This window comes from Streptomyces tuirus, from assembly GCF_014701095.1.
In the GTDB taxonomy this organism is placed as follows: Bacteria; Actinomycetota; Actinomycetes; order Streptomycetales; family Streptomycetaceae; genus Streptomyces; species Streptomyces tuirus.
Genome location: NZ_AP023439.1, coordinates 3,121,918 through 3,145,339, shown reverse-complemented (window position 1 = coordinate 3,145,339; position 23,422 = coordinate 3,121,918). Strand labels below are relative to the sequence as shown.

Annotated in this window: 21 protein-coding genes and 1 tRNA gene; 10 read left to right on the top strand and 12 right to left on the bottom strand. The window is 71.3% G+C overall.

The annotated features are described in order from the left end of the window. Positions 1-126 precede the first annotated feature (126 nt). The gene (locus IGS69_RS14340; RefSeq protein WP_190899816.1) at positions 127-2,214 is read left to right on the top strand and encodes a PTS fructose transporter subunit IIABC; all 2,088 of its coding nucleotides are present in this window, start codon (positions 127-129) and stop codon (positions 2,212-2,214) included. Positions 2,215-2,660: 446 nt separating this feature from the next. On the opposite strand, the gene IGS69_RS14335 is transcribed toward IGS69_RS14340, so the two are convergent. The 4 genes from IGS69_RS14335 to IGS69_RS14320 all read right to left on the bottom strand — a co-directional run bounded on the left by IGS69_RS14335 (position 2,661) and on the right by IGS69_RS14320 (position 7,298). Continuing rightward, positions 2,661-3,407 carry a DUF6227 family protein gene (locus IGS69_RS14335; RefSeq protein ID WP_190899814.1) on the bottom strand — a complete coding sequence of 249 codons (747 nt, stop codon included), beginning with the start codon at positions 3,405-3,407 and terminating at the stop codon, positions 2,661-2,663. A gap of 180 nt (positions 3,408-3,587) precedes the next feature. Then, complete coding sequence (locus tag IGS69_RS14330) at positions 3,588-4,799, bottom strand: L,D-transpeptidase (protein ID WP_190899812.1); 1,212 nt, start codon at positions 4,797-4,799, stop codon at positions 3,588-3,590. 166 nt (positions 4,800-4,965) lie between these two features. Then, positions 4,966-5,994 (bottom strand): P1 family peptidase, encoded by a 1,029-nt coding sequence (locus IGS69_RS14325; protein ID WP_190899810.1) that lies wholly within the window; start codon positions 5,992-5,994, stop codon positions 4,966-4,968. Positions 5,995-6,095: 101 nt separating this feature from the next. Continuing rightward, complete coding sequence (locus IGS69_RS14320; RefSeq protein ID WP_190899807.1) at positions 6,096-7,298, bottom strand: low temperature requirement protein A; 1,203 nt, start codon at positions 7,296-7,298, stop codon at positions 6,096-6,098. A 56-nt stretch (positions 7,299-7,354) separates the two neighbouring features. Here IGS69_RS14320 and IGS69_RS14315 point away from each other — a divergent pair, with 56 nt between their 5' ends. Beyond that, positions 7,355-7,534, top strand: a complete 180-nt coding sequence (locus IGS69_RS14315; protein ID WP_190899805.1) for a hypothetical protein — start codon at positions 7,355-7,357, stop codon at positions 7,532-7,534. A gap of 52 nt (positions 7,535-7,586) precedes the next feature. Here IGS69_RS14315 and mscL read toward each other — a convergent pair whose 3' ends face one another. From mscL to IGS69_RS14285, 6 genes are all read right to left on the bottom strand, one after another. Next, the gene (gene mscL, locus IGS69_RS14310; protein ID WP_190899803.1) at positions 7,587-8,045 is read right to left on the bottom strand and encodes a large conductance mechanosensitive channel protein MscL; all 459 of its coding nucleotides are present in this window, start codon (positions 8,043-8,045) and stop codon (positions 7,587-7,589) included. Positions 8,046-8,168: 123 nt separating this feature from the next. Then, positions 8,169-8,693, bottom strand: a complete 525-nt coding sequence (locus IGS69_RS14305; RefSeq protein ID WP_190904495.1) for a hypothetical protein — start codon at positions 8,691-8,693, stop codon at positions 8,169-8,171. A 232-nt stretch (positions 8,694-8,925) separates the two neighbouring features. Further along, positions 8,926-9,786: an S-methyl-5'-thioadenosine phosphorylase gene (locus IGS69_RS14300; protein WP_190899801.1), complete on the bottom strand. Its 861-nt coding sequence runs from the start codon at positions 9,784-9,786 to the stop codon at positions 8,926-8,928. A 77-nt stretch (positions 9,787-9,863) separates the two neighbouring features. After that, entirely contained in the window at positions 9,864-10,178 is a 315-nt protein-coding gene (locus IGS69_RS14295) for an FmdB family zinc ribbon protein (RefSeq protein ID WP_190899799.1), read from the bottom strand. Positions 10,179-10,245: 67 nt separating this feature from the next. Next, positions 10,246-11,538 carry an MFS transporter gene (locus IGS69_RS14290; RefSeq protein ID WP_190899797.1) on the bottom strand — a complete coding sequence of 431 codons (1,293 nt, stop codon included), beginning with the start codon at positions 11,536-11,538 and terminating at the stop codon, positions 10,246-10,248. Between the two features lie 266 nt (positions 11,539-11,804). Next, complete coding sequence (locus IGS69_RS14285; RefSeq protein ID WP_190899795.1) at positions 11,805-13,334, bottom strand: potassium/proton antiporter; 1,530 nt, start codon at positions 13,332-13,334, stop codon at positions 11,805-11,807. Between the two features lie 238 nt (positions 13,335-13,572). Between IGS69_RS14285 and IGS69_RS14280 the strand changes: the two genes are divergently transcribed. Next, positions 13,573-16,404, top strand: a complete 2,832-nt coding sequence (locus IGS69_RS14280) for a penicillin acylase family protein (protein ID WP_190899793.1) — start codon at positions 13,573-13,575, stop codon at positions 16,402-16,404. A 58-nt stretch (positions 16,405-16,462) separates the two neighbouring features. On the opposite strand, the gene IGS69_RS14275 is transcribed toward IGS69_RS14280, so the two are convergent. Then, the gene (locus IGS69_RS14275) at positions 16,463-17,086 is read right to left on the bottom strand and encodes a 5-formyltetrahydrofolate cyclo-ligase (RefSeq protein WP_190899791.1); all 624 of its coding nucleotides are present in this window, start codon (positions 17,084-17,086) and stop codon (positions 16,463-16,465) included. Positions 17,087-17,179: 93 nt separating this feature from the next. Here IGS69_RS14275 and galU point away from each other — a divergent pair, with 93 nt between their 5' ends. From galU to IGS69_RS14240, 7 genes are all read left to right on the top strand, one after another. Next, positions 17,180-18,079, top strand: a complete 900-nt coding sequence (gene galU / locus IGS69_RS14270) for a UTP--glucose-1-phosphate uridylyltransferase GalU (RefSeq protein ID WP_190899789.1) — start codon at positions 17,180-17,182, stop codon at positions 18,077-18,079. A gap of 4 nt (positions 18,080-18,083) precedes the next feature. After that, entirely contained in the window at positions 18,084-19,424 is a 1,341-nt protein-coding gene (glp, locus tag IGS69_RS14265; protein ID WP_190899786.1) for a molybdotransferase-like divisome protein Glp, read from the top strand. A gap of 82 nt (positions 19,425-19,506) precedes the next feature. Next, a complete protein-coding gene (gene moaC / locus IGS69_RS14260) occupies positions 19,507-20,016 on the top strand; it encodes a cyclic pyranopterin monophosphate synthase MoaC (protein ID WP_190899785.1) in 510 nt (169 codons plus the stop codon). Then, positions 20,013-20,549, top strand: coding sequence for a MogA/MoaB family molybdenum cofactor biosynthesis protein (locus tag IGS69_RS14255; protein ID WP_190899783.1), 537 nt, complete (start codon positions 20,013-20,015; stop codon positions 20,547-20,549). The genes moaC and IGS69_RS14255 overlap by 4 nt, the downstream gene beginning before the upstream one ends. A gap of 17 nt (positions 20,550-20,566) precedes the next feature. Then, complete coding sequence (locus IGS69_RS14250; protein ID WP_232543516.1) at positions 20,567-21,193, top strand: GNAT family N-acetyltransferase; 627 nt, start codon at positions 20,567-20,569, stop codon at positions 21,191-21,193. A 171-nt stretch (positions 21,194-21,364) separates the two neighbouring features. Further along, on the top strand, positions 21,365-22,582 hold the full coding sequence (gene sepX, locus IGS69_RS14245) for a divisome protein SepX/GlpR (RefSeq protein WP_190899781.1): 1,218 nt from the start codon (positions 21,365-21,367) through the stop codon (positions 22,580-22,582). Positions 22,583-22,665: 83 nt separating this feature from the next. After that, a tRNA-Ala gene (locus tag IGS69_RS14240) sits at positions 22,666-22,739 on the top strand. Positions 22,740-23,002: 263 nt separating this feature from the next. Here the strand turns inward: IGS69_RS14240 and IGS69_RS14235 are convergent. Further along, positions 23,003-23,377: a VOC family protein gene (locus IGS69_RS14235; protein WP_190899779.1), complete on the bottom strand. Its 375-nt coding sequence runs from the start codon at positions 23,375-23,377 to the stop codon at positions 23,003-23,005. Between the last annotated feature and the right edge of the window lie 45 nt (positions 23,378-23,422).

Here is a 23,422-nt window from a genome sequence, read left to right as displayed (position 1 = left end):
GTTACTCACCGGCTCCGCCACCCTCCCCGTCACCCCCCACCGCACCCCTCTCACCCCCCACCGCACCCCCGTCCCCCTCCCCGCCCACCCCTCCCACCGGGCGATACGCGTGCTAAGGAGCCCGCGATGAGCGACATGATCACGGCGGACCTGGTCGACCTCGACCTGTCCGCCGACACCAAGGAAGCGGCGGCGCGCGCCCTCGCGGAGCGCATGGTGGCCCTGGGCCGGGTGACCGACCTGGACGGCTTCCTCGCCGACGTGGCCGCCCGCGAGGCCCAGATGCCGACCGGCCTCGACGGCGGCATCGGCATCCCGCACTGCCGCAGCGAGCACGTCATCGAGCCGACGCTCGCCTTCGGACGCAGCGCCGCCGGCATCGACTTCGGCGCGGCGGACGGCCCCGCCGACCTGATCTTCCTGATCGCCGCGCCCGCCGGTGCGGACGACGCCCATCTGACGATCCTGTCGTCGCTGGCCCGGCAGCTGATGAACAGCGAGTTCACCGACGCCCTGCGCGCGGTGGGCGACGCCTCCGCCGCCGCGGCCCTGATCCGCGGCGACGATCCGGACGCACCCGCCCCGGCGGGTTCCGAGGACACCGTGGCGTCGGCGGGAGCGGCCTCTCCCGCCGCCGCCACGGTCACCGACGACGCCGACCACGCCGACCACGCCGACGACGCCGACACCGCCGCCGAAGCGCCCTCCCCGGAGCGGCCGTTCCGCATCGTCGCCGTCACCTCCTGCCCCACCGGCATCGCCCACACCTACATGGCGGCCGAGTCGCTGGAGAACGCCGGCCGCGAGGCGGGCGTCGAACTCACCGTCGAACCCCAGGGATCCGCCGGCTTCACCCGGGTCGCCCCGGAGGTGATCGCGGCGGCGGACGCCGTGATCTTCGCCCACGACGTGCCCGTACGGGAGAAGGAGCGGTTCGCCGGCAAGCCCACCGTCGACGTCGGAGTGAAGGCGGGCATCAACCGCCCCGCCGAACTCATCGCCGAAGTCCGTGAGAAGGCCGCGCGCGGCGAGGTGTCCTCCGGATCCGCCCCCGCCACTCCCGTGGAGCGCGCGGGCGAGTCCGGCGAGGGCTACGGCACCAAGCTGCGCAAGTGGCTGATGTCCGGCGTCAGTTACATGGTGCCGTTCGTCGCCGCGGGCGGTCTGCTCATCGCCCTCGGGTTCGCGATCGGCGGCTACAAGATCGACAAGGCCCCGTCGGTGATGGACCACTTCCTGTGGACCCAGGCCGACAGCTGGGCCGCCCTGCTCTTCCAGATCGGCGGCGTCGCCTTCGGCTTCCTCGTCCCGGTCCTGGCGGGCTACATCGCCTACGGCATGGCCGACCGGCCCGGCATCGTGCCCGGCTTCGTCGGCGGCATGATCGCGTTCAACATCAACGCCGGCTTCCTCGGTGGTCTGGCGGCCGGTCTGATCGCCGGTGGCGTGGTGATGGCGATCCAGAAGGTGAACGTCCCGGCGGCGCTGCGCGGCATCATGCCCGTGGTGGTGATCCCGCTGATCTCCTCGGCGATCGTCGGGTTCCTGATGTTCGTCGTCATCGGCAAGCCCATCGCCGAGGCCCAGAAGGGCATGACCGACTGGCTGAACGGCCTGTCCGGCAGCAACGCGATCCTGCTCGGCACGCTCCTCGGCCTGATGATGTGCTTCGACCTGGGCGGCCCCGTCAACAAGGTCGCCTACACCTTCGCCACGGCCGGCATCGCGGTGACCAGCCCCAGCGACTCGGCCATGAAGATCATGGCAGCGGTGATGGCGGCCGGCATGGTCCCGCCGCTGGCCATGGCCCTGGCGACGACCGTCCGCGGCAAGCTCTTCACCCAGACCGAGCGCGAGAACGGCAAGGCCGCCTGGGTGCTCGGCGCCTCCTTCATCTCCGAGGGCGCCATCCCGTTCGCCGCGGCCGACCCGCTGCGCGTCATCCCGGCCTCCATGGCGGGCGGCGCGGTCACCGGCGCGCTGTCGATGGCCTTCGGCGCGACCCTGCGCGCCCCGCACGGCGGCATCTTCGTGGTCCCGCTGATCGGCAACCCGTTCCTCTATCTGCTGGCCATCGCCGCGGGCGTCTGCGTCACGACGGCCCTGGTCGTCGTCCTGAAGGGCATGCGCAAGCCGGCCCCGGGTGCCGCACCGGCCGCCGGCGAGGGCGGCGCGGTCCAGTCGGCGGAGGCGAAGCAGCCCGTGGCGGCCTGAAGCAGCCCGTGGCGGCCTGAAGCAGCCCGTCTCGGCCTGGAGCAGCCCGTCTCGGCCTGGAGCAGTCCGCCGCGGCCTGGCGCAGCCCAGCGCGGCCTGAAGCAGTCCGTCGCGGCTGGAAGACGGTGGAGGCTCTGAACCGGCTGGAGGTTCGCCCCTTTCGGGGTGTGTGAACCGTTCATGCCACCTGCGAGATAGATCACGAAAATCACGGCCCGGGACCGAAGTCCCGGGCCGTGGTGTCTACTGGGGCGCATGCCCGAGCACGCCTCCCGATGGCCCGAAGGCCACCCTCTCCCCGCCCTCCCGCAACAGCGGCAGACGGGCCCCCGGTCGGAGTCCGTGGAACTGACCTCCGAGGAGAGAAACGCCTTCGCCGAGCTGGTGCGTCAACTCGGCGACAGAGAGGTCTAGGACCCGGCACGCGCCGGCTCCACGGGCGCGCCTCAGGAGAGCTGCGCCGCCCGCCGCTCCATCGCCTCGCGCGCCGCGTCCTCGCTGACGTACACCTCGCACATGTGCCGACCGTCCGGCGTCGCCGTGTGCTCGACCTCCCAGAGGGAGACCTCCACACCGTCGCGCAGCAGGAAGGCGTGCTCGTAGAGCGAGAAGCACAGCCCCGCCCGGCCCGCGCGGCACGGCCGTCCGAAGGCCTGGGTGATCTGGTGCCCGGACGCCGTGGTCAGCAGGTCCGCCGTGTCGGCGCCCGGCCGGTCCGTGTTCTCCGCCCGGCGCAGTAACCTGCGCGCGTGGTCCGCGGAGTTCTCCGCGGCGTAAGCGTGCCGGGGCGCCGGGACCGGGGAGAGCTGGACCGTCACCGGCAGTTCGAAGTCCGGGGTGTCCGGGGGCAGCGGCAGCCGCAGCGTGGCGGCGCGCAGCTCCTCCTCGTCGACATACACCTCATGCTGCGGCTCGCTGCCGGGCGCGGTGTTGTGGACGAGCTCCCAGAGGGTGAGCGCCGAACCGTCGGCGAGCAGCCACGTGTGCCGGTACGTCTCCCGGTGCAGGCCCGCGCTGTGATGTGCGGAGTGCAGCGAACCGTCGTGCGCCAGCGCGCAGTCCAGGCGCCTTATCGCCTCGTCCGGTAGCTCGAAGGAGTTCAGGGCGCGGCCGAGGAGTCGCGCGAGGTGCTCCTCCGGAGACTCGGGCGAGTCGTGGGGTTCGTACGCTGCCGTCTCGTACGGAACGCTCAAGGTTTCTCCCGGCGTTGCTGCATGTCACCTTGTGGGTGCATACCGTAGCCCCTCGGTCGGACATCATGTCCGGGAACCGAGAAAACGTACGTCCGGGAAAACGCGCGGGCCGCGCGAAAAGTTCCCGCGCGGCCCGGTCGGTTCAGTCAAAAACCCCAGCAGGGGCGGACTTTCGGCAGGTCATGCTCCCGAGACCCACTGGCTCCACGGCATGTTCCAGCCGTTGAGCCCGTTGTCCGGCGCCACCGTCTTGTCGGGGGAGTTCTTCACGATCACCACGTCCCCGATGAGGGAGTTGTCGTAGAACCACTTCGCGGACGTGCTGCCCCCCGCGCCCTGGACGTCGGCGAGACCCACACAGCCGTGGCTGGTGCCCTGGCGGCCGAAGGGCGGGTTGGACTTGTTGTACCAGTAGTTGCCGTGGAGGAAGGTGCCCGACGTCGTCAGACGCATCGCGTGCGGCACGTCCGGGATGTCGTACTCGCCGCCGAGACCGACCGTCCGGCTGTTCATGCGGGTCTGCACGAACTTCTCGGAGATCACCATCTGCCCGTTGTACGTGGTGTGCTCCGGGCTGCCCGCCGAGATCGGGACCGACTTGACGGTCTTGCCGTCCCGCACGACCGTCATGGTCTGGGTGTTGACGTCGACCGTGGAGACCTGTGAACGGCCCACCGTGAAGGTGACCGTCTTCTTCTGCACCCCGTAGACGCCGTCGGCGCCCTCGACCCCGTCCAGGTCGATGTTCATCGTGACCTTGGAGCCGGCCTTCCAGTACTCCTCCGGCCGGAAGTCGAGCCGCTGCCCGTTGAACCAGTGCCCGACGACCTTCTGCCCGCTGCTGGAGGTCACCGTGATGTGCGACTGCACGTCCTTGCGCGCGGTGATGGCCTTGTCGAAGGTGAACGACACCGGCATGCCCACACCGACCGTCGTGCCGTTGTCCGGCGTGTACGTCCCGATGAAGCTGTTCGACGTCGTCACCGTCGTGAAGATCGAGTTGGCCGCGGCCGTCCGGCCGTCCGCGTCCTCCGCGGTCGCCGATATCCGGTACTTGGTCCCGCGCTCCAGCTGCTCCTTCGGCTTCCACACCTTGCCGTCGCCGGAGACCGAGCCCGCAACGGTCTGCCCGCTGCCGGCCACCGTCATCTTCACGTCGGTCAGCTTCCCGTCGCTGACCTTCACGCCGGTCGCGTTGATGGACGCGCCGGTCGAACCGTCCTTGGCCGAGATGGCGATCTTCGCGACGGACGTCTTGGCTCCGCCCTTGCCGTCCTTCCCGTCGTCCTCGGCGTTGGCGCTGCCACCGCAGGCGGTGAGCGTCAGGGCGCCGACCATCAGGGCGGCACAGGCCCCCAGAGTGCGCCGCGCTGAAATGTTCGGCGTTGTCACGGGCTGCTCCCAGTTCGTGTGATGTTGCGTGATCCGCTCCGGTACGTGGGAGAAGAGGGGCGGGGGAGCCGGTCGGGTTCCGTCCGTTCCCCATGAAGGCCGTCACGTGACAGAACCGCGACAAATTCCCGGCCGGCCGTGGAACCGCCCTGCGCCGCAGCCCTGTTCAGCGGCCCGCGTACAACTCCCCGTACGACGGCCACGCCCCGCCCGGACCGTCCACCGGCTCCGCGGCCCGTACGGCCCGGACGATCGCCCGCGTCACCATGTCCGCGCCCGCCGCCAGGATCTCGTTCAGGGCGAGCGGGTTCGCGGCGTCCAGCGCGCGGTCACCCGTCGCCAGCGCGAACACCGTGTCCCCGTCGCTGAGGAGATGCACCGGACGCACCGCCCGGGCGATGCCGTCGTGCGCCGTACCGGCCAGCTTCTGCGCCTGTGCCTTCGACAGATCCGCGTCCGTGGCGACCACCGCGAGTGTGGTGTTCAGCGGCGGCGGCGTGCTCCGTGCGGCCGTCTCCGCCAGACGCCGCCGCGCTGCCGCGTGGACCTCCGCCCCCGGGTACTCCACCCGTCCCTCGAACAACTCCCCGTACAACACCCCCGTTTCCGGATCCACCGTCGACCCCGCCGCGTTGGCCACCACCAGCGCGGCCACCGTGATCCCCGAGCCGAGCACCGTGCTCGCGCTGCCGACACCGCCCTTCACCACCCCGGTCACCGCTCCGGTGCCCGCGCCCACGCACCCCTGGGGCACCGGCGCGCCGGGCTCGCTGGCCGCGGCCGCCTCGACCGCGGCCCGGCCGGTCGCCGCGTCCGGCCGGGCCCGGAAGTCGCCGCCCCGCCCCAGGTCGAAGACGCAGGCCGCGGGCACCACCGGCACGACATGCGCCGGGTCCGCCCCGACCCGGATGCCGCGCCCCCGTTCCTCGAGCCAGGCCATCACCCCCGACGCCGCGTCGAGTCCGTAGGCGCTGCCCCCGGTCAGCACGACCGCTTCCACCGTCCGCACCACGTTGCGCGGATCCAGCGCGTCCGTCTCTTTGGTGCCGGGCCCGCCGCCCCGCACGTCCACGGCGGCCACGGCCCCGCCCTCCGGCGCGAGGACGACCGTGGTGCCGGTGAGCCAACCGTCGCCGGTACGTGTCGCGTGCCCCACCCGCAGGCCGGAGACATCCGTCAGTGCGTCAACTGTCATGACGCACAGTCTCGTCCAGGTCGTCGCCCCCGACGGGCATGCCGAGCCGGTCGATGCGTCGAGCCGGTGGACGCCGCGTCAGCCGTCGATGCGCGTGGGGATCACCTCGGGTGCGTGGCCGCCAGCGTCTCTCCGGCCACCACCGACAGCGCGCAGACCACACCCGCCGCGAACACCGCCCAGTGCCCCAGGAACGTGCAGCAGATCACCAGCAGGGCCGTCGTCGGCAGCACCAGCTGCTGGGTGATGCCCCGCTTGAAATGGCGCGAGTGCAGGACCCACACCGTGAGCAGATACAGGGCCGTCGGCAGGGTCACGGCCGCCGACGCCGCCAGCGTGGAGATGTGCGCCTTGCCGACCGTCTCCTCCACCGCCACCTCCAGCCCGGCCCCGATCGCCGCCGCCGACGCGAGCACCACGTAATGGCCGTAGCCCCAGAGGAACGCCTGCCGGTTGGAGCGCAGATGGCCGTGGATCGGCACCACGAAGTAGATCCACCACGCGGCGAAGATGATCAGCAGCCCGCCCGCCGCGATGGGGAGGAGCTCGCCCAGCGCGTCGTTCTCGTCGATGCCGGACTTCACCGCGACCGTGGCCGCCGCGATCGTCTCGCCGAGCACGATGATGGTGAACAGCCCGTACCGCTCGGCGATGTGGCGGGGATGCCAGGACGTGCTGTGCCCCCTCTCCGCGAGGGGCGGCACGCACATCTCCAGCAGCGCCATCACCAGGAACCACCAGGGCCGGGCCCCCTCGGGCAGGAACAGCAGCCCCAGCCAGCCGACCTGGCACGCCAGCACGCCGCCGGCATAGCGCAGGGCCGTCGTCCGCTCCGGGCCCTCGGCGGCACGGGCCGCCCGCAGCCACTGCGCCGACATGGCCACCCGCATGATCGCGTAACCCAGCCAGACCACGAGGAACTCGTGGTCCTCGAACGCCCGCGACACCCCCGCCGCGAGGACCAGCACACCGGCGATCTGCACCAGCGTCACGACCCGGTAGAGCACGTCGTCGTTGTCGTACGCCGAGGCGAACCAGGTGAAATTCATCCACGCCCACCACAGGGCGAAGAACACCATCGCGTAGTCGAGGATCCCCTGGCCCGCGTGCCCCTCGGCGACGGAGTGCACCAGCTCGATGCCCGCCTGGGCGACGGCCACGACGAAGCACAGGTCGAAGAAGAGCTCCAGCGGCGAGGCCGTCCGGTGCGCCTCGTCGCGGCCACGGGCCCGGAGCCTGCGCACGGGCGCGTGGCCGCCGGGCACGCCGGAGGGGACGGGTGGGGGAGGGGGGCTGGACGTCATGGATCCCAGCACAGCAGAAGGCGCGGGGAATTTCTTCGCGACCGTACCCTGGTTGCATGAGTACCGTCCCCGCCCCCGAGCCGCGCGAGCCGAAGCCCGCGCTGGTCTTCGACGACCCGCTCGACCAGCAGTCCTCCGACGACATCGACCGCGGCTGGGGCGAGCGCACCGACTCCGGCGGCAGTGCGGCGGACCTCAAGCGCTTCCTGGACGAGAAGCCGCCCCACCACCTCTGAACCGCCCGGGGCCACCGCACCGCCCGGGCCCACCGAACCGCCCGTGACGCCGCTACTGCCGGTCGTGCCCCGAGCCGCGCTGGGCGACCAGGGCGTCCCGGATCTCCTTCAGGACCTCCAGCTCGGTGACTTCGAGGACCTCCTGCGTGCCCTCCTTCGCCTTCCTGCGCGCCTCCTGCCGGGCCAGGTACTTCGCCATGGGCAGCACCATCAGGAAGTAGACGACCGCCGCGGTGATCACGAAGCTCAGGGCGGCGCCGAGAACGGAACCCCACAGGATCTGGATGCCCTGGTCGCCCTGGCAGGTCGAGCTCAGGCACGAGCTGTAATGGTCGAGGTTCTTGGTCCCGATGGCTCCGACGACCGGGTTGATGATGCCCTTCACCACGGCGTTGACGATGTTGGTGAAGGCGGCACCGATCACCACCGCCACCGCCAGGTCGACGACGTTCCCGCGCATCAGGAAGGCCTTGAAGCCCTGCCAGACGCTCGGTTCCTTGTTCTCGCTCACCTCGGGGCCTCTCCTCGTACGAGCAGCTTGTGGAACAAAACGCTCCGCAACCTACGTCACGCCTGGGCCGAACCGAGTACTCGGGTCCCTCGAACGAGGGCCTTGACCAGATCACACACAGCATCACCACAACGTCACCGCCAGCCGCCCCGTGGCACTCGCGCCGGCCAGCCGCGCCGCGGTGGACCGAGGCACCGACAGCACGACCAGCGCCCCGCTGTCGCCCGCGTCCGCCACCGGCTCGGGCACCTTCGTCACCCTGGCCCCGCGCGCGACCACCCGGGCGTCGCCGCCCGGCAGCGCCCCCTCCGCGGCGACGACGGCGACGACGTCCACCCGGTCCCCGGGCCGCAGCAGCCGCACCGTGGCCGCGTCGGAGATGCGGACCGGGGCCGTCACCGACCCGGTGGCGCGGCCCGGCAGCGCGGACTGCTCCCCGGACAGGGAGGCCGTGTGCGCGGGAGGCCGGGCCCGGGGATGTCCACGGGCCCCGTCGGTATCGCGCGGGCCCGCCGCCACGAGGGCCGTCGCGGTGACGGCGAGTCCGACGGCCACGGCCCGCCGCCGGTGCCGGACCAGCCGGCCGGACCGGTGACCGCCGCGCACCCGCACCGGATCGAACCGGGGGACCTCACGGGTCGCGGGCACCTCGGCCCCGGGCGGGCACGAGGCGAGCGACCAGGAGGGCGACGAGGGCACGACCGAGGAACGAGCGAGGGACACGGAGACCACCACCTGCGACGAGGGACCGGCTTGCGCTCCCCACGATGAGGCTTTCCGACGCCGCCCGCTCAGGCCTGTGGACCCACCGCCGGCCTGTGGACAACTCCCTCACCCGAACGGCAAGTTCCGCTCTCCTCCACAGACCGGGGACTGCCGGCTACGGCAACACGAACCCCGGATCCATCCCACCCAGCGCACTCGCACACAGACAGTCCCGCTCGCCCTCCCCGGGCAGGCCGGCCACCGCGTCGAACAGCACCCCCCGCAGCCGGTCCACGTTCGCCGCGAACACGCGCAGCACCTCGTCGTGCGAGACCCCCTCGCCCGTCTCGGCACCCGCGTCGAGGTCGGTGACCAGGGTCAGGGACGTGTAGCAGAGCTCCAGCTCACGGGCGAGCGCCGCCTCCGGGTGGCCGGTCATGCCCACCACCGACCAGCCCTGCGCCTGGTGCCACAACGACTCCGCACGGGTCGAGAAGCGGGGCCCCTCGACGACGACCAGCGTGCCGCCGTCCACCGGCTCCCAGTCCCGGCCGCGCGCCGCCTTCAGCGCGACGGCCCGCCCGGACGGGCAGTAGGGGTCGGCCAGCGACACGTGCACCACGTTCGGCACGGAGCCGTCGGGCAGTGGCAGCCCGTCGAAGTAGCTGCCGGCGCGGGACTTCGTGCGGTCGACCAGCTGGTCCGGCACCAGCAGCGTGCCCGGCCCGTACTCGGGGCGCAGACCGCCCACGGCGCAGGGGGCGAGGACCTGGCGCACGCCCACCGAGCGCAGCGCCCACAGGTTGGCCCGGTAGTTGATCCGGTGCGGCGGCAGGTGGTGGCCCCGGCCGTGCCGCGGCAGGAAGGCGACCCGCCGGCCGGCGACCTGACCGAGGAAGAGGGAGTCGCTCGGCGGCCCGTACGGGGTGTCGACCTGGATCTCGGTCACGTCGTCGAGGAAGGAGTAGAACCCCGAGCCGCCGATGACGCCGATCCCGGCGCCTGCCGGGTCGGTCACGTTCGCCTTGTTCGCCATGCCCGCACCCTAACCGCAGGCGGAGACGCCGAGGACCCCGTCGCCCGAAGGTGACAGGGTCCCGTAAGAATCAGGTCTTACGCGGCGGTGCTGCTGGAGGAGCCGCTGGTGCTCGACGACGAGCTCGAGCCGGAGCTCGACGAGCCCGAGTCGGACGACGAGCCCGAGGACGAGGTGCTCGACGACTTCGCGGCAGGGGAGCTGCTCGACGAGGAGCCGCGGCTGTCGTTCCGGTAGAAGCCGGAGCCCTTGAAGACGATGCCGACCGCCGAGAACACCTTCTTCAGGCGGCCCTTGCAGGCGGGGCACTCGGTGAGGGCGTCGTCGGTGAACTTCTGCACCGCCTCGAGGCCTTCGCCGCACTCGGTGCACTGGTACTGGTAGGTCGGCACTGTCTTCCTCCTGGCACTCTCACTCGTTGAGTGCTAACGACGATCCATAGTGACGTATTCCGGCCGCTCAGTCCACTGCCACCGGCACGCGGTGACCCACGCCACGTGCGACCGTCCGGCCGCTGCCCCGTGCCACCAGCCGGGACCGCAGGGCCAGGAGGGTCGCCAGGGCGAGCACCGTGCCGCCCATCGGCACCAGGAAACCGGCGCCCGACCAGAAGCGGTCCTCCAGCTGCCCGGCGGCCGTGACGGCGGCGGCCTGGCCGAGCGCCACCGCTCCGGTCAGCCAGGTGAAGGCCTCGGTGCGGGCACCGGCCGGGACCAGGCTGTCGACCAGGGTGTAGCCGGTGATCAGGGCGGGCGCGATGCACATGCCGACCAGCAGGCCGAGGCCGGCGAGGACCGGTACCGAGTGGGCGGCCCACAGGCCCGACGCGGTCAGGGCGAGTGCCGTGTAGCCGACGACCAGGCGCCGCTGCGGGGGCGCCTTCCAGGCGATCGCGCCGCAGACCACGCCGGAGAGCATGTTGCCCGCGGCGAAGACGCCGTAGAGGACGCCGTTCATGCCCGGTTCTCCGATCGACTCGGTGAACGCGGCCAGCGAGACCTGCATGCCGCCGAAGACGGTGCCGATGCCCAGGAAGGTCACGATCAGCACGCGCACCCCGGGGACGCGCAGGGCCGAAGCGTGCTCCACGCGCGCGTGCCCGTCGGTGGCGACGGAGGGCTGTGTGCTCTTCTGCGCGGCGAACAGCAGGCCGCCGATCAGGGTCAGCGAGGCCTCCGTGACCAGTCCGGCGGCCGGGTCGACGGCCGTGCACAGGGCGGTGGCCAGCAGCGGTCCGACCACGAAGGTCAGCTCGTCCGTGACGGACTCGAAGGCCGCCGCGGTGGTCATCAGCGGCGAGTCCTTGAGCTTCACGCCCCAGCGGGCCCGCACCATCGGGCCGACCTGCGGCACCGAGGCGCCGGTCGGGACGGCCGCAGCGAACACCGCCCACAGGGGCGCGTCCAGCAGCGCGAGCGCGGTGAGCGTCAGCCCGGACAGTGCGTGCAGCAGCACGCCGGGGATCAGCACGGCGCGCTGCCCGTAGCGGTCGGCGAGGCGGCCGCTGTACGGCGCGAACAGCGCCATGGAGACACCGGTGACGGCCGCGGCGGCGCCCGCCGCTCCGTACGAGCCGGTGGTGTGCTGCACCAGCAGCACGATGGAGATGGTCAGCATCGCGAACGGCTGGCGTGCCGCGAAGCCGGGGAGCAGGAACGTCCAGGCGCCGCGGGTGCGCAGCAGCCGGCCGTATCCCGGGCGGGCGGAAGGCGTCGGGTTCTCCGACGCCTTCGAGGTGACCGTGGACGCCACGGCCCGTGCCTTTCTGCCGCCTGGTAGCGCGGCCCCGTAGCGGGCGGCGCCGAGAGCTGTCCTCTTGCGCGGAACTGCGGTAGATGCCGGGGCCCGGTGAGGAGGGGTGTCCCGACCGCCATACGGTCGCGCCAGCTCTGCGTCAGGCAGAGTTGGTTCGATCTGGGGTAACGCCTTCATCGTACAGGGATCAAGGGGTACGTGCCTGTGAAAGTGAGCACCACGGGCCGGTCTGCCTTGTAAATCGCAAAGGGGACAAACCTCCCCTACCGTCCCGCCCCGTCCGTCCCCAGCCAGCCGGCCAGTTTGCCGCCGTGTCCCACGGCCCGCAGCCGGCTCTCGGTTGCGTCCCGGACGGGATCCGTGGCGACCACCAGGAGCTCGTCCCCTCGTTGCAGGATCGTCGTCGGCAGCGGGACGAACGATTCGCCCCCGCGCACGATGAGTGTCACGGCCGCGCCGTGCGGCAGCCGCAGCTCGGCCACCTCCACGCCGTGCATCTTCGACTCGCCGGGGATCGCCACGGACAGCAGGTGCCCGCGCAGCCGCTCCAGCGGTGCCGACTCGATGCCGAGGTCGGCGGCCTCCGACCCGTCGCCGAGGCCCAGCTTGCGGGCCAGCCAGGGCAGCGTCGGCCCCTGGACCAGGGTGTACACGACCACCAGCACGAAGACGATGTTGAAGATCCGGCGGGTGGAGTCCACGCCCTCCACCATCGGGATCGTCGCCAGGATGATGGGCACGGCCCCGCGCAGTCCCGCCCAGGACATCAGGGCCTGTTCCTGCCAGGGCACGCGGAACGGGGTCAGGCAGAGCACCACGCTGAGCGGTCGCGCCACCATGGTCAGCACCAGCCCGATGACCAGCGCGGGCACGATGTCGTCGCCCAGCTCGTGCGGCGTGACGAGCAGGCCGAGCAGGACGAACATGCCGATCTGGGCCATCCAGCCGAGCCCTTCGGCGAACCCGCGCGTCGCCGGCCAGTGCGGCAGCCGCGCGTTCCCCAGCACCATCGATGCGAGGTACACCGCGAGGAAGCCGCTGCCGTGGGCCAGAGCGCCCGCCGCGTACGCCACCACGGCGATCGCCATGACGGCGATCGGGTAGAGGCCGGAGGCCGGCAGCGCCACGTGCCGCAGCCCCCAGGAGCCCAGCCAGCCCACCGCGAGCCCGATGGCCGCGCCGATGGCCAGCTCCAGCAGGATCATGCCCAGCAGCGAGTACCAGTGCTCGACCGGCCCCGCCGTGGACAGGGAGACCACGAGGATGACCACGGGGGCGTCGTTGAATCCGGACTCCGCCTCCAGCGTGCCCGTCACGCGCGCGGGCAGGGGGATCTTGCGCAGCACGGAGAACACGGCCGCCGCGTCGGTCGAGGAGACGACCGCCCCGATGATGAGCGCCTGCCGCCATTCCAGCCCGATCAGATAGTGCGCGGCCGCCGCCGTCACCCCGACGCTCACCGCGACACCGGCGAGCGCCAGTGTCATGGCGGCGGGCAGGACCGGCTTGATCTCCTTCCACTTCGTGCCCAGACCACCCTCGGCCAGGATCACGACCAGGGCCGCGTATCCGATGACCTGGGTCAGCTCGGCGTTGTCGAAGTGGATGTCGCCCACGCCGTCCTGGCCCATGGCGACGCCTATCCCCAGGTACACGAGCAGGCTGGGGAGCCCGCTGCGCGAGGAGATCCGTACCGCTGCCACGGCGACGAGCAGGACGAGCGAGCAGACGAGCAGGAGCTGGTTGAGCTGGTGAACAGTCAGCGGCCGAATCCTTCCCTGGCCCGCACGCACGCGCGCGTGGGCTCACGTACATCGCACATGAAGCTGTGGCGCACCGCGCCAACTACTTCGTTACCTTACCTAACTCTTGACGATTTCTTGACGCTTCCGGGGGCAAGATCGAACGTCAGTCCGCGCCGGTTCCCGACTCCGCGTCAAGGGGCGCAAGGCCCTGCGCCTATCGTTGCTCCAGCGCTCAGTTAAAAGCACAGCCGAACCTGCCGCTCGCGTTAGGACAGCAAGGACAGCGATGCCCCCCAACACCACCGCCTCCACGGGTCAGCAGCCCGGCAAGTCCGGCAGGAGAAAGGGGCGCAAAGCCCGACTTATCGTGCTCGTCCTGGTGCTGGCCCTCATCGGAGGCGCTGCCTACGGGTCGTACTGGTCCATCAGTACCGTCCGGGCCTCCTTCCCGCAGACCAAGGGCACCCTCACGCTGAAGGGCCTCTCGGGTCCCGTCGAGGTCAAACGCGACAACTACGGCATCCCGCAGATATACGCGTCCTCCGACGCGGACCTGTTCATGGCGCAGGGCTACGTCCAGGCGCAGGACCGGTTCTACGAGATGGACGTCCGCCGCCACATGGCCTCCGGGCGGCTGTCGGAGATGTTCGGCGAGAGCCAGGTCGACAACGACGAGTTCCTGCGCACCCTCGGCTGGGACCGGGTCGCCAAGCAGGAGTACGACACCAAACTGTCGGCCTCCACGAAGAAGTACCTCCAGGCCTACGCCGAGGGAGTCAACTCCTACCTCCAGGGCAAGGACGGCGAGGACATCTCCCTGGAGTACGCGGCGCTGGGCTTCACCAACGACTACAAGCCGCAGGCGTGGACCCCGGTCGACTCGATCTCCTGGCTGAAGGCCATGGCCTGGGACCTGCGCGGCAACATGCAGGACGAGATCGACCGCGCCCTGCTCACCAGCCGCCTCGGCCCGAAGCAGATCGCCGACCTGTACCCGCAGTACCCGTACAGCAGGAACAAGGCGATCGTCCAGGAAGGCCAGTACAGCGAACTGGCGGGGGCGTTCCAGCAGGGCGGCACGACCGGCGCGTCCGGCACGAGCGGCACCTCCGGCACGAGCGGCACCTCCGGGACGAGCGGAACGGGTGGCACCTCCACCGGCACGGCGCCAGGCGGCTCCGGCACGAGCGGCACCGCCTCCGGCGCCTCCGGCACCGCGGGCCTGGACAGCCAGCTCGGCGGCCTCACCCGGGTCCTGGACGACCTCCCGCCGGCCGTCGGCGTGAACGGCGACGGCATCGGATCCAACTCCTGGGTCGTCGGCGGGGAGCACACCATCACCGGCAAGCCGCTGCTGGCCAACGACCCGCACCTGTCGCCCTCCCTGCCGTCCGTCTGGTACCAGATGGGCCTGCACTGCCGCAGCGTCTCCAGCGCCTGCCAGTACGACGTCAGCGGCTACAGCTTTGCCGGCATGCCCGGTGTGATAATCGGTCACAACCAGGACATCGCCTGGGGCATGACCAACTCCGGTGTCGACGTCACGGACCTCTACCTGGAGAAGATCACCGGCGACGGCTACCTGTACGACGGCAAGGTCAAGCCCTTCGAGACGCGCGAGGAGACCATCAAGGTCGCCGGCGGCTCACCCAAGAAGATCGTCGTCCGGGAGACCAACAACGGGCCCCTGCTGTCCGACCGCGACGAGGAGCTCGTGAAGGTCGGCAAGAAGGCCACCGTCGACACCGCCGCCCCCGACAGGGGCGACGGCTACGGCGTCGCGCTGCGCTGGACCGCCCTGCAGCCCGGCACCACCATGGACGCCGTCTTCGCCATGAACAGGGCGAAGAACTGGACCGACTTCCGCAAGGCCGCCTCGCAGTTCGAGGTGCCGTCGCAGAACCTGATCTACGCCGACAGCGAGAACCACATCGGCTACACGCTGCCGGGGAGGATCCCCCTGCGGGAGGAGAGTGACAACGGCTCCATCCCGGCGCCCGGCTGGGACTCCAAGTACCGCTGGACCGGCTACGTCCCGCAGGACGCGCTGCCCTACGAGTACGACCCGGAGCGCGGCTACATCGTCACCGCCAACCAGGCCGTGATCGACCCGGAGACGTACCCGTACACGCTCACCGCGGACTGGGGCTACGGCGCGCGCAGCCAGCGGATCACCGACCTGATCCAGTCGAAGATCAAGGACGGCGGCAAGATCTCCACGGACGACATGCGCCAGATGCAGCTGGACAACAGCAGCGAGGTCGCCCGGCTGCTGGTGCCCACGCTGCTGAAGATCGACCCCGAGAACAGGGACGTCCGCGAGGCGCAGAAGCTCCTGGAGGGCTGGGACTACACCCAGGACGCCGACTCCGCGGCGGCGGCCTACTTCAACGCGGTCTGGCGCAACGTCCTCAAGCTCGCCTTCGGCAACAAGCTGCCCAAGGAGCTGCGTCCCAAGGGTCAGTGCCTGTGGGTCGAGCCGGTCAACACCACCGGCCCCGCCGACGAGGCCGAGAAGGTCCGCGAGTGCGGCCAGCGCGACCCCGACAAGGCGCAGCCGGACGGCGGCGACCGGTGGTTCGAGGTGGTCCGCAAGCTGATGGACCAGCCGGACAGCGACTGGTGGAGCACCCCCAAGGTGGGCACCCGCCCCGCCGCCCACAACCGCGACCAGCTGTTCAAGCGGGCCATGATCGACGCCCGCTGGGAGCTGACCGCCAAGCTCGGCAAGGACATCGACTCCTGGAGCTGGGGCCGGCTGCACCGCCTGTTCCTGAAGAACCAGACCCTCGGCACCTCGGGCCCCGGTTTCATCCAGTACGCCCTCAACCGCGGCCCCTGGGAGCTCGGCGGCGGCGAGGCCACGGTCAACGCGACCGGCTGGAACGCGGCCGGCGGCTACGGGGTGGTGTGGGTGCCGTCCATGCGGATGGTGGTGAACCTCGGCGACCTCGACAAGTCGAAGTGGATCAACCTCACCGGTGCCTCCGGGCACGCCTACAGCGCCCACTACGTCGACCAGACCGAGAAGTGGGCCGACGGCGAGCTGCTGCCGTGGTCCTTCTCGGACCAGGCGGTCGAGAAGAGCACGAGCGACAAGCTGGTGCTCAGACCGTGAGCCACTGACGCCAGTACGACGAACGGCCCTCCACGCGTGCGTGGAGGGCCGTTCCGCGTCACGGCTCCCGGAGGAACCGCCGTACGCCCGACGGTGTCACCACCGCGTGCACCGGCCGGTCGTGCGGCTCCTCCGGGACGTGCCCGACGACCTCGGAGTCGTACAGCAGCACCACCAGGGCGGGATGAGCGGCCGCCCGCTCCAGCCGCGCCAGGACCCGGTCGTACGAGCCGCCGCCGCGCCCGAGCCGCATCCCGCGCGCGTCCACCGCGAGCCCCGGCAGCAGCACCGCGTCGGCGGTGGTCACGGCGTCCGGCCCGAGGCGCTCGCCCGCCGGTTCGAAGAGGGCCATCCGGCCGCCGTGTTGCACACGCGCCAGGGACCCCTCGCCCTCGTACGGCCCCCAGTCCAGGTCGTTGTCGGGCAGCAGGGCCGGCAGCAGCACGCGCACGCCCCGGGCGTGCAGCGCGTCCAGTAGCGCGCGGGTGCCGGGTTCACTCCCCACCGAGACATACGCCGCCACCGTCCCGGCCTGCCCCAACTCGGGCAGCTCCAGCGCCCGCCCGGCCAGCGCGGCCGACGTTTCCCGCAGGTCATTCGCCGTCAACCTGTTCCTCACCGCGAGGATCTCGCGCCGCAAACTCCGCTTGTCAGGCTCGCCCGGACGTGCGATAGGCCTCAATGGTTGCTCCCGAACTATGGCAATACGCTCATATGAGCGCCTATGAACCGGAGCCGCAGATTCCAACCAAAGGCACCGGATAGGGTGGCGGACATGACTCAGCACCCTCGGATCAGCAAGGCTGTCATTCCCGCAGCAGGCCTCGGCACCCGGTTCCTGCCGGCCACCAAAGCCACTCCCAAGGAGATGCTGCCGGTCGTGGACAAGCCCGCGATCCAGTACGTGGTCGAGGAGGCGGTCGCCGCGGGTCTCGACGACGTCCTCATGGTGACGGGCCGCAACAAGCGCCCCCTCGAGGACCACTTCGACCGCAACTACGAGCTGGAGTCGGCCCTGCAGAAGAAGGGCGACGCCGGCCGTCTCGCCAAGGTGCAGGAGTCCAGCGACCTCGCGACGATGCACTACGTCCGCCAGGGCGACCCCAAGGGCCTCGGCCACGCCGTCCTGTGCGCCGCCCCGCACGTGGGCGAGGAGCCCTTCGCGGTCCTCCTCGGCGACGACCTCATCGACCCCCGCGACCCGCTGCTGCAGCGCATGGTCGAGGTCCAGGAGCAGCGCGGCGGCAGCGTCGTCGCGCTCATGGAGGTCGCCCCCGAGCAGATCCACCTCTACGGCTGCGCGGCCGTGGAGACCACCGAGGACAGCGACGTCGTCCAGGTCAGCGGCCTCGTCGAGAAGCCCGACCCGGCGGACGCCCCCTCCAACTACGCCATCATCGGCCGCTACGTCCTCGACCCGCACATCTTCGACATACTCCGCCGGACCGAGCCCGGCCGCGGCGGCGAGATCCAGCTCACCGACGCCCTCCAGCAGCTCGCCGAGGACGAAAAGATCGGCGGCCCCGTGCACGGCGTCGTCTTCAAGGGCCGCCGCTATGACACCGGCGACCGCGGTGACTACCTGCGTGCCATTGTCCGACTCGCATGCGAACGTGAAGACCTGGGCCCGGACTTCCGGACCTGGCTCCGCAGTTACGTAGCCGAGGAGATGTAGCACGTTGAGCAGCGCCGCGCCCCACGTCACCGGCCAGGACCACTCCGGCTCCGACCACCTCTGGTCGGTGGACGAGCACCTGGAGGACATCCTCGCCACCGTCCGGCCCCTGGAGCCCATCGAGCTGCACCTGCTCGACGCCCAGGGCTGCGTCCTCGTCGAGGACATCACGGTGCCGGTGTCCCTGCCGCCCTTCGACAACAGCTCGATGGACGGTTACGCGGTACGGGTCGCGGACGTCGCGGGCGCGAGCGAGGAGTTCCCGGCGGCCCTGGAGGTCGTCGGGGACGTCGCCGCCGGCCAGGCCGGACTGCTCCACGTGGGCCCCGGCCAGGCCGCCCGCATCATGACCGGCGCCCCCCTGCCGCCCGGCGCCGAGACGGTCGTGCCCGTCGAGTGGACCGACGGCGGGCTCGGCGAGGGCCCGGTGCGCGGCATGCTCGCCCGCAGCCTCGGCCCCGAGGGCGCCACCGGGCACGTGCAGGTCTACCGCCCCGCCGAGGCCCGCGCGCATGTGCGCGCCAAGGGCAGCGACGTGCGGGCCGGCGACCGCGCCCTGGAGACCGGCACCGTCCTCGGCCCGCCCCAGATCGCCCTGCTCGCCGCGATCGGCCGCGGCACCGTCCGGGTCCGCCCGCGCCCGCGCGTGGTGGTGGTCTCCACCGGCAGCGAACTCGTCCAGCCCGACGAGGAACTGCGCCCCGGTCAGATCTACGACTCCAACAGCTTCGCCCTCACCGCCGCCGCCCGTGACGCCGGCGCCATCGCCTACCGCGTGGGCGCCGTGGCCGACGACGCCGAGACCCTGCGCTCCACCATCGAGGACCAGCTGGTCCGCGCCGACCTGATGGTCACCACGGGCGGGGTGAGCGTGGGCGCGTACGACGTGGTCAAGGAGGCGCTGTCGCACGTCGGCGACGAGGACGAGCCCGGCAGCGGCATCGACTTCCGCAAACTCGCCATGCAGCCCGGCAAGCCCCAGGGCTTCGGCTCCATCGGCCCCGACCACACCCCGCTGCTGGCCCTGCCCGGCAACCCGGTGTCGTCGTACGTCTCCTTCGAGCTGTTCGTCCGCCCCGCGATCCGCACCCTGATGGGCCTGCAGGACGTCCACCGCCCCACGACCCGGGCGACGCTGACCGCCGACAAGGCGCTGACCTCCCCGAAGGGCCGCCGCCAGTTCCTGCGCGGCACGTACGCCGACGGCAAGGTCACCCCGGTCGGCGGGGCCGGATCCCACCTGGTCGCCGCCCTCGCCCACGCGGACGCCCTGATCGCCGTCCCCGAGGACACCGTCTCCGTCGAGCCCGGCACCCAGGTCGAGGTGGTCCTGCTCGGCCGATAGCCGCTGGTTGGGGGTACCGTGTCGCGCACAACAGGCCCGTGCGCCGCACCGCGACGGGCCCGGACCGGGAGCGCCACACAGCATGAGCACGCAGGACCCATCCCCGCCCGACGGCCGCACGCCGGACCGGCTGACGCACATCGACGAGGCCGGCGCCGCCCGCATGGTCGACGTGTCGGAGAAGGACGTGACCGCGCGCACCGCCCGTGCCAGCGGACGCGTCCTCGTCTCGCCCCGCGTCATCGAACTGCTGCGCGGCGAGGGCGTCCCCAAGGGCGACGCCCTCGCGACCGCTCGGATCGCGGGGATCATGGGCGCCAAACGCACCCCCGACCTGATCCCGCTCTGCCACCCGCTGTCGGTGTCCGGTGTGAAACTGGACCTGTCGGTCGCGGACGACGCCGTGGAGATCCTGGCCACCGTGAAGACGACGGACCGCACGGGCGTCGAGATGGAGGCCCTCACCGCGGTCTCCGTCGCCGCGCTCACCGTGATCGACATGGTCAAGGCGGTCGACAAGGGAGCGGTCATCACGGACGTACGGGTGGAGGAGAAGACGGGCGGCAAGTCGGGCGACTGGAGCAGGGCATGACACCGGACACGCCGATCGGCGCTGCACCGACCGCGCCGTACACCGCTCTCGTCGTCACGGCCTCGAACCGGGCCGCCGCCGGGATCTACGAGGACAAGGGCGGCCCGATGATCGCCCATGGCCTGAAGGGCTTCGGCTTCGAGGTCGACGGCCCCCAGGTCGTCCCCGACGGCGACCCCGTCGAGGCGGCCCTGCGCGCCGGTGTCGACGCCGGCTACGACGTCATCGTCACCACCGGCGGCACCGGCATCTCGCCCACCGACCGCACCCCCGAGGCGACCCGCCGCGTGATCGACCACGAGGTGCCGGGCATCGCCGAGGCGATCCGGGCGTTCGGCCGGGAGAAGGTGCCGACGGCGGCGCTCTCCCGGGGCCTGGCCGGAGTGGCGGGCGGCACGCTGATCGTCAATCTGCCCGGCTCCAGCGGCGGCGTGAAGGACGGCCTCGCCGTCCTGGAGCCGCTGCTGATCCACGCCGTCGAGCAGCTCCGGGGCGGCGACCACCCCAGACCCGGCAGCGGGGGTGCGAGCTGAACAGCCCCTCCTGGCCCGTGGAGCTGGTGGACGGCGACATCGTCCTCCGGCCGATAAAGCTGCGCGACCAGCGGGCGTGGCGCGAGGTCAACCGGCGCAACCGCGACTGGCTGCGCCCCTGGGAGGCGACGATCCCGCCGCCCACGCCGGGCGGGCCGATGACGCACCGCCCGACCTTCCGCCAGATGGTCCGCCACCTGAGGTCGGAGGCGAACGCGGGCCGGATGCTGCCCTTCGTCATCGAGTACCAGGGGCGGCTGGTCGGGCAGTTGACGGTCGCCGGCATCACCTGGGGCTCGATGTGCTCGGGCCACGTCGGCTACTGGGTCGACGAGTCGGTGGCGGGACGCGGTGTCATGCCGACGGCGGTGGCACTGGTCACGGACCACTGTTTCCGCACCGTCGGACTGCACCGCATCGAGGTCTGCATTCGCCCGGAGAACGGGCCCAGCCGCCGGGTCGTGGAAAAACTCGGATTCCGCGAGGAGGGGCTGCGGCCGCGTTATCTCCACATCGACGGGGCCTGGCGCGACCATCTCGTCTTCGCCCTCACCGCGGAAGAGGTCCCGGACGGGTTGCTCAGGCGCTGGCAGCGGGCACGGTCGCAGAGTAATCCGGGAATGCGGCAGCACCCCGGAAATTGAATAAGTGTTCGAAATTGATCGGCCGGTGACCGTCTCAGGGCAATCAATTCCCGGCCTGGGCGGTCTGCTGATCGCATCGGTCACAAGAAAAGTTCGAAATATCAGCCAGATCGTGCGACACACCGGCTCAATTGGCAGATGGCCTCACGCAAACCCCTCTACGGTGTGAGCGTGAGCAGCAGCGGCCTCATCTACGCAGTCATTGTCGGGGCCTGGGCCGCCTACTTGGTGCCGATGTGGCTCCGTAGGCAGGACGAGCTGAACGAGGCCCGTCCGACGGAACGCTTCAGCACCGCCATCCGGCTGCTGTCCGGACGGGCGGGAATGGAGCGCCGGTACGCCAAGGACCTGCGGGCGCGCTCCACCGACGAGGGGGAGCAGGACGCCGACGACCTGGACGCCGTCACCGACTCGGTGGACGTCCGGGCCTTCGCCGTGTCCAAGACCCGCCCGCAGACCCAGGCACCCGTACCGTCGCCCGCCCCCGAGCCCCAGGCCCGGCCGGCGGCGCCCGAACCCCCCGCCCGCCAGTCGCCCGCACCGAACGCGGCCGCTTCCGGCCGCCCCCGGGAACGGGTACCGGCCGCCCGGCGCACCGCATCGGCCCAGGCGAACGAGGCGGCCGCAGCACGAGCCCGGCGCTCGAAGGTGCTCGCGCGCCGTCGGCGCACCACCACCATGCTGTTCCTCGCCTTCACCCTCGGCGCGATCGTCGCGGCGGTCGGCGGCCTGGCGTTCCTCTGGGCCCCCGGCGTGCCCGCGGTCATGCTCAGCGTCTACATCGCCTATCTGCGCTCCCAGGAGCGCCGCCGCTTCGCCTACCAGATGGACCGCCGCATGGCCGAGGCCGCGGCCCAGCGCCTGCGGGAGCGCCAGCGCCAGCCCCGCCGGCGCGCCCAGGCCGCCGACGAGAACGACGAACCGGAGGAAGGACCCGAGCCGGTGACCGACCCCGGCCTGTCTGCCCTCGCGGCGGACCGGCGCGCCCTCGTCGAGCAGACCGACCACGCGGAGTGGGTCGACCAGCAGCGCGAGCGGCAGCGGCGCCCCGGGCAGGGCGGTGACAGCTGGGAGCCGGTGCCGGTGCCCCTGCCGACCTACGTGACGGCCCCGGTCGCCCCGCGGGCCACCAGTGACGTGGACCTCGGCGCCCCCGACACCTGGAGCGCGGCCCGGTCGAGCACGGTCGCCCCGAACGAGGAGAGCGAGGCGGCTGCCGTGGATCACCACCCGGGCGAGCCGGACCCCTCCACGCCCGACACGGACGACGGGGACGGGCGCACCGACGCGCGCCGGGCGGCCTCCGCCCGACGGGCCCGGGAGCGCGGCCGCACCCCGCTTTTCGACCAGTACGAGGACGGGGATCGCCCCCGGGCCGCCAACGAGTAGTCCCGCGAAGCCGCAGGTGACCGCCCCTCGGGAACGGATTTCCAAGCAGGCCGATCGGGGTGCTAAAGTTTCACTCGTTGCAAGGGCCTGTGGCGCAGTCCGGTAGCGCACCTCGTTCGCATCGAGGGGGCCAGGGGTTCAAATCCCCTCAGGTCCACGCAGCTCAAAGCCCCGGTAGGGATCTCCCGACCGGGGCTTTGACGTGTCGTACGGCAGCGACGTACCGGGTGTCGTGCAGCCGGACCTGACGGACGCCGGCGCGGACCGACCGGTCCACGAACCGGCGGTTGAAGTTGCGCGGTTCGCAGCGTGCCGTAGCGCGTCGTGAACACGAAGCCGGAGTCTGACCACAGCTCACCCGCCGCTCGCTTGGCCAAGTCCCGTTCCTTTTGCGAGTCGCCACGCCGACCGCGTGGGTACCTAGACCTTCCGTCTGGTCAGGCAGAAGGGGTGACCGGCCGGGTCGGTGAGGACCCGCCACCTGGCGCCACCCGGTTGGTACTCGGGCTTGAGTGCGCCCAGTGCCAGCAGCAGAGCCTCGGCCTCGTCGAGATCGTCGACCTCGAAGTCGAGGTGGAATTGTTGCGGCACGGCCTGGTCGGGCCAGCGCGGAGCCTGATAGTCATCGACCCGTTGGAACCCGATGAAGAGCCCGTCGTCGCAGTTGAGTCCAGCGAAATCGCCATTGGACTTCGGGTGCAGCTCAAGGCCGGTGGCCTGCTGGTAGAACGCGACCAGGGCCTCAGGGTCTGGGCAGTCGAGAGTGATCGCCGTCAACTTCATCGCCAGGGACATGACATTGCACCATAGCGATCAGCTTCCACCCAGTGATCCGTGCCC